At 64.9% G+C, this 1,169-nt stretch carries 1 protein-coding gene; it reads left to right on the top strand.

Annotated features, from left to right (window positions below; genetic code table 11):
* Window positions 1-1,169: type VI secretion system Vgr family protein (locus ACF8LI_RS22505; protein WP_392429834.1), on the top strand; the 1,169-nt coding region annotated here is incomplete at both ends.

Below are 1,169 nucleotides of genomic sequence, written 5' to 3' on the forward strand. Positions count from 1 at the left end.
GGTGACCAGAACCGGCAGTACCTGATCACGGGCCTGAGCTACCACCTCAAGGAGAACCCCCGCGTCAGCGCCGTCGCCCCGGGCGCCAAGGGCAGCGCCGCCGAAGACGGCTCCTTCCAGCGCTACGAACTGCAGGCCCAGCCCACCAGCCTGGCCTTCACGCCGCCGCGCACCACGCCCAAGCCGCGCACCACGGGCCCTCAGACCGCCGTCGTCGTGGGCCCGGCCGGAGAAGAAATCTGGACCGACGAATACGGCCGCATCAAGGTGCAGTTCCACTGGGACCGGCTGGGCAGCAAGGACCAGAACTCCAGCTGCTGGATCCGCGTGGCCACCAACTGGGCAGGACCAGGCTTTGGCGCCATCTCCATCCCGCGCATAGGGCACGAGGTGGTGGTGGACTTCCTCAACGGCGACCCGGACTATCCCATCGTCACGGGCTGCGTCTACAACGCGGCCAACATGCCGCCCTGGGCGCTGCCGGCCAACGCCACGCAATCGGGCATCAAGACCCGATCGAGCAAGGGCGGTGCCGCAGGCGCGGGCATGAAGAACGGCCCGGGCGACGCCAACGCCATCCGCTTCGAGGACAAGGCCGGGCAAGAACAGCTGTGGCTGCATGCGCAAAAGGACCAGCTCACCGAGGTCGAGAACGACGAGGACAAATGGGTGGGCAACGACCGGCGCAAGACCATCGACCGGGACGAGACCAGCGTCATCCACCGGGACCGCACCGAGACCGTGGACCGCGACGAGACCATCACCGTGCACAACAACCGCACGGAGCGGGTGGACCACGACGAGAAGATCAGCATCGGCGACAACCGCAATGAAGACGTTGGCATCGACGAGAACATCTCCATCGGCAAGAACCGCAGCAAGACCATCGGCAAGACCGAGACCGACAAGATAGGCCAGAACTGGCACGTCACGGTCGGCCTGCTCAAGACCCAGACCATAGGCATGGCCTACATGCAGAACGTGGGTGGGATGAAGATGATGAACATCGGCGTCAACTACATGGAAAACATCGGCGTGGCCATGCAGACCCATGTGGGCATGAACCAGAGCCTCACCGTGGGGCAGGAGCGCCAGGTCAAGGTCGGCAGCAAGCAAAGCACCGAAGTGGGCTCGAAGTATTCGCTGACCGTGGGAGGCGGAGGTGGCGG

Source organism: Delftia sp. WSY_12 (assembly GCF_043104645.1).
GTDB lineage: Bacteria > Pseudomonadota > Gammaproteobacteria > Burkholderiales > Burkholderiaceae_C > Comamonas > Comamonas tsuruhatensis.